At 74.8% G+C, this 4,541-nt stretch carries 3 protein-coding genes and 2 pseudogenes; 3 read left to right on the top strand and 2 right to left on the bottom strand.

The genetic code is table 11. The features are described 5' to 3' along the window. On the top strand, positions 1-520 hold a 520-nt coding region (locus AB8Z75_RS32805; protein ID WP_369208448.1), incomplete at its 5' end, for a sensor histidine kinase. A 232-nt stretch (positions 521-752) separates the two neighbouring features. On the opposite strand, the pseudogene AB8Z75_RS32800 reads toward AB8Z75_RS32805, so the two are convergent. Then, positions 753-1,235 (bottom strand): annotated as a pseudogene (locus tag AB8Z75_RS32800) (SUKH-3 domain-containing protein); the annotation flags it as partial. After that, the gene (locus AB8Z75_RS32795) at positions 1,232-1,780 is read right to left on the bottom strand and encodes a YwqJ-related putative deaminase (RefSeq protein ID WP_369208450.1); all 549 of its coding nucleotides are present in this window, start codon (positions 1,778-1,780) and stop codon (positions 1,232-1,234) included. The gene AB8Z75_RS32795 and the pseudogene AB8Z75_RS32800, both read right to left, overlap by 4 nt. A 524-nt stretch (positions 1,781-2,304) precedes the next feature. On the opposite strand from AB8Z75_RS32795, the gene AB8Z75_RS32790 reads away from it, so the two are divergent. Beyond that, positions 2,305-3,285: an SMI1/KNR4 family protein gene (locus AB8Z75_RS32790; RefSeq protein ID WP_369208446.1), complete on the top strand. Its 981-nt coding sequence runs from the start codon at positions 2,305-2,307 to the stop codon at positions 3,283-3,285. A gap of 7 nt (positions 3,286-3,292) precedes the next feature. Further along, positions 3,293-4,541 (top strand): annotated as a pseudogene (locus AB8Z75_RS32785) (hypothetical protein); the annotation flags it as partial.

Below are 4,541 nucleotides of genomic sequence, written 5' to 3'. Positions count from 1 at the left end.
GGCGGCGCCCTCGCGGCCGGCGGGGTCCGCGTCGGCGGCTGCGGGGGGAGCGGCTTTCGTGCGACCTGAGGGCGCCGCCCRSSYGGGCGGTGCGGGCGCGGAAGGGGCTCCGTACGCGCAGGTGCCGTCGCTCGCGCAGTTGGACGCGTTGGTCGGCCAGTCGCGCGCTGCCGGGATGGCGGTGGAGCTGCGTGTGGAGGGGAGCCCGGATGGTGCCTGCCCGGCCACGGTGGAGCAGACGGCCTACCGGGTGGTGCAGGAGGCGCTGACCAACGTGCACAAGCACGCCGCGGGTGCCGCGACCCGGGTGCGGGTGGCGCACCGGGAGGCGGAGGTCGCCCTGCAGGTGGAGAACGAGCCCGCGGTGGACGGTGCGACTGACGCGGGGCTGCCCAGTGGGGGCAACGGGCTGGTGGGCATGCGGGAGCGGGTCACGGCGCTGGGCGGTGGCTTCGTCTCGGGGCCGACGGATTCCGGCGGGTTCCGGGTGTCGGCGATCATTCCGTACGCGCGGGTGTGAGCCCTTCGGGGGAGTTCTGCGCGCCGCTGGGCGTGCCCGTGTCGTCGCCTGTGCTCCAGGTGCCGGCCGTTGCCACCGTGTCCGCCTCGGGGCCGTGACCGTGACCGTGACCGGGGCCGTAGTCGGTGTTCGGGCCGGGTTCGGGGGCGGTGCCTGTGCCGTCCTCCGGGTGGGGCGCGCCGTCGGTCGCGTGGCCTGTGCCGTCCGGGTCTGTGCGGGGAGGCGGCGGGGCGCCGGCGCTGAGTTTGGCCGGGACGAGGCCCATCAGCAGTGCGGAGAGCGCGGAGTCGAAGTCGGCGCCGAGGTACCAGTCACCTGTCGGGTCGAGGCTGTAGACGCGGCGCTGGGCGTCGATGGCGAGCAGCGCGTCGGTGCCGCCGTACTCGCCCTCGGTGCCGATCGGGCAGACCTGGGTTCCCAGGGCGCGGCCGAGGTCGCTGAAGGTGCGCGCGGCGTGCAGTCCGGTGAGCGGGTCGATGTGGACGTGCGCGGGTGCGAGGTGCCGCCCCGGCCCTGTGGGGGCGATGTGCAGGCTGCCGAACTCGGCCCACACCTCGACGGCGGCGGGGAAGACGGCGTGCCGGTGGCCGCCGGGAGAGATGTGGGCGCGCAGGGTGTCGGCCCACTGTTCGGCCTGCCGGATGTCCCACCGCCCTGGTTCCCATCCGGCGTTGCGCAGCGGGTCGTCGACGGCGACGGGGAAGCGGGTGGTCACCGGTCGTGCTCCTGTGCCGGGTCGACGGCGCGTACGCCGAAGTGGGCCAGCAGGGGTGTGCAGGAGCGGCACGGTGGGATGTAGCTGCCGTGCAGGGGGTCGCCGTCCTCGCGGATGCGGCGCGCGGTCAGTTTGGCGTGCTTGAGGGCGCGCTTGGCCTCGCTCAGGGTGAGGGGTTTGGGCGGTTTCGCCGCGCGGGACGCCCTGGTGGCCTTCGAGCCGCCGGACTTGCCGTTCTTGCCGGGCTTGCGGGCGCCGCGTTTGGCGGCGCGGTTGGTCTCGGTGGCGGTCAGGTAGCGGGAGAGGAGGACTGCCTCGGGGCAGCGTCCTGTCGTGCGGGAGCGGCGTTCGGTGGTGAGGGTGTCGAGGAAGTCCTGCACGAGGGGGTGGTGGGCGGGGGGCCGCTCGCTCTTGCTGCCGGTGCAGGTGAGGGTCTCGCCGCGGATGGACAGGGCGGCGGCGACGGCGGGCAGGATGCCGTCCCGGCGGTGCCGGAGCACCGGTGCGGTGGCGCTGAGGGAGTCGGCGGCGTTCGTCCAGCCGATGCGCGGGTCGCCCGCGCCGTATCCGGCGGCGGGTTGCGCCTGTTCGGCGGGGTGCGCCGAGGGCGCGGTCTGCGCCTGCGGTGTGTGCGCCTGTTGTGCGGTGTGCAATGGAGCTTCCTCCCCGAGTGTCCCCTTAAGTGCCGGGGCTCGCCCAAGTATGCAGTGTGGCGCATGAGTCGATCATTCCCCCAGGGGCGTCACGGTCGTGCGGCCCCGGAGGGAAGCGGTTTTCAACGCCCCCGGGCGAGCCGTTCCCGTTGCCGGGGTGAGTCGTTCCCGTTGCCCGGGTGAGCTGTTCCGGCTTGCCGGTGCGCGGGTGCGGTGGCGGTAGGCGGTACGGGAGCGCGGTCCGGTGGCGGCCGGTGGGGAGGCGGGGAGGTGGAGGCGGTGGTGGGCGAGTGGCCGCCACGTGGTCGCCACGCCGGCGGCGGGCGTACGGGGGCGACTGCCAGGGGCGGTGTCTGGCGGTTGCCGTACCGCATAGGCTGTTCGGAACCAGCCAGCACCAGCAGGGGGCCAACGCCATGACGACAGGTCGGCTCGGACAAGCCGCCGCGCCACCGAACCGGGCGTACGCCGGGCAGGTCGTGAACTTCCCGGATCCGGTCAGGGCGGCCCGTCACCCTCAGGGGGTACGGGTCGATCCTGCCGGGTTTCCCGACTTCTCCGCGTACGCCCGGGCGGCTGCTGAGATCGCCGAGCCTCCGGACGGCTTCGGCGGCGACGAACTGCGCCTGACCGACTACGTGTCGGCCAACGCCGCGCTGCACGCCGAGGGGCACGAGCTGTGGACGGATCTGCCGCCCGTGGCCACTCCGCACGGCTGGACGTGGCACCACGTGGCGCACAGCCGCCGCATGGAGCTGGTGCCGGTCGAGGTGAAGGCGCTGCTGCGGCACCACGGCGGTCTGGCGACGGCGTCCGTCGACCACGGCAAGACGGGGACGCGTCCGCTCCAGGAGACCCGCCCGGCGCACTTCGCGGTGCCGCACGGGCCGGAGCCCGCGGTGACCGAACGGCAGGTCGCCGACGTCGAGGAGCGGCTCGGCTACCGGCTGCCGGGTGCCTACCGCGGTTTCCTCAAGGCCGCGGGCGGCTGCGCCCCGGAGGGCGTGGCGCTCGACGCGGAGCTGGGCCTGCTGGTGGACCAGCCGTTCTTCACGGTGCGGGACGACGCGGCCGTCAACGACCTCGTCTACGTCAACAAGTGCCTGCGCGACCACCTCACCAAGGACTTCCTGGGCGTGGGCTTCGTCCAGGGCGGTCTGATCGCTGTGAAGGTGAAGGGCGAGGCGCTGGGCTCGGTGTGGTTTTGCGCGTACGACGACGCGCGGGACGCCGACGGCATGCAGGTGCAGGAACGGGTGGAGCGGCTGCTGCGGCCGTGCGGTGCGGATTTCGACGCGTTCCTGCTGCGGCTCGCGGGTAATCCGCCGGAGCTGGAGACCGTGGCGAACCTGATGGTGGACGGCGGCTTCGCCCGCGCCGTCCCTGTGGAGAGGTGAGAGCGCGATGGTGACCTTCGCGCAGGCCCAGGAGCGCGCCGAGCGCTGGGTCAACGGCGACGTACCCGGATACCAGCACCGCGAGGTGCGCGTCCGCGAGTTCGACCTGGGCTTCGTGGCCTGGGCCGAGGACCGCGAGAGCGGGCCCGTCTCGGACGGCGGCAACCTGCGGCTTGTCATCGCCAGGGACAGCGGCGAGACCACGCTGTGGCCCGCCCTTCCGGTGGGCGAGGTCATCCGGCGTTACGAGGAGGAGTACGGCACCGAGGAGCCGGTCGCCCCCGCCGCAGCGCCGCAGCAGCGGCTCGACCTGGAGGCGACGTCCTTCTTGCTGACGCCGCCGGAGTGGCTGCAGGAGGCCGCCGACAAGATGGGCATCCCGGACCGGCGTGCCGACGCCTCCGGGCCGTCCGCCGCTCCTGGTGCGCCGTCTGCTCCCGCTCCGGCCGCTGATGCCTCGCAAGGGGGTTCCTCGGGTGGTGGCGGCAGCCTGTCGGGTGCCAGCCCGTGGGACGGGGCGGACACCGGTGGTGTCGGCAGCGGTGAGGCGCAGGCGCCGCCCGCGACGGTCTTCGCGCCGCCGCTGATGGGCAGCGACGAAGACGACACGCCGTCTCCGCCGCCGGGCTCCAGGTCCGAGGCCCGGACCGAACTGCTGCCCGAGGGCAGTGTGCTGCCCAGGACGGCCATCGCACCCGCGCTCGACGTGCCCGGCGCCGGGAGCGGGCAGTCCGCTCAGGACCCGGCCACCGGCTCCGACCCGCAGCAGCCGTCTCACCCGTCGGGCGCCCCGGCGCCCCAGGCGCCTCACCCGTCCCACGGCCCCCAGCCCCCTCAGGTGCCTGGGCAGTCCGGTCAGTCCGGGCAGGCCGGTCAGTCCGGGCAGTCCGGGCAGGACGGCGGGCCGGGAACCGCTGACACCGGCACGGGCGGCGACGGCCACGGAGGCGGTCAGGGAAGCGCCCCAGGGGCAGGAGGCGGAACCGGTGAGGGCCCGGGTGACGGCCCGGGCGGCTCAGGACCGGGCTCCGGAGGCGGAGTGCATCAAGCCGCCACCATGCTGGCCGACCCCTCCCAGGGCGGCCTGTCGATGCCCGGCGCTCCGTCGGCTCCCGGTACCCCGTCGGCTCCGGGCGCCCCGTCGGCTCCGGGCGCCCCGCCGGCTCCTCGCGCGCCGGGAGCCGGCGACATCGCCGACGCCGCCACCAGCAAGGCCCCGCGCGGCTCCCTCCCCCCGCGGCCCTCGCGCGGCAGCG

The sequence above is a fragment of the Streptomyces sp. PU-14G genome (assembly GCF_041028275.1).
Lineage (GTDB): Bacteria > Actinomycetota > Actinomycetes > Streptomycetales > Streptomycetaceae > Streptomyces.
The sequence above is the reverse complement of the archived record's forward strand: the minus strand, read 5'-3'. Positions and strand labels throughout refer to the sequence as shown.

Excerpts from the sequence above, each read along its gene's own strand:
- AB8Z75_RS32790 (WP_369208446.1), top strand. The coding sequence starts at position 2,305 with ATGACGACAGGTCGGCTCGGACAAGCCGCCGCGCCACCGAACCGGGCG.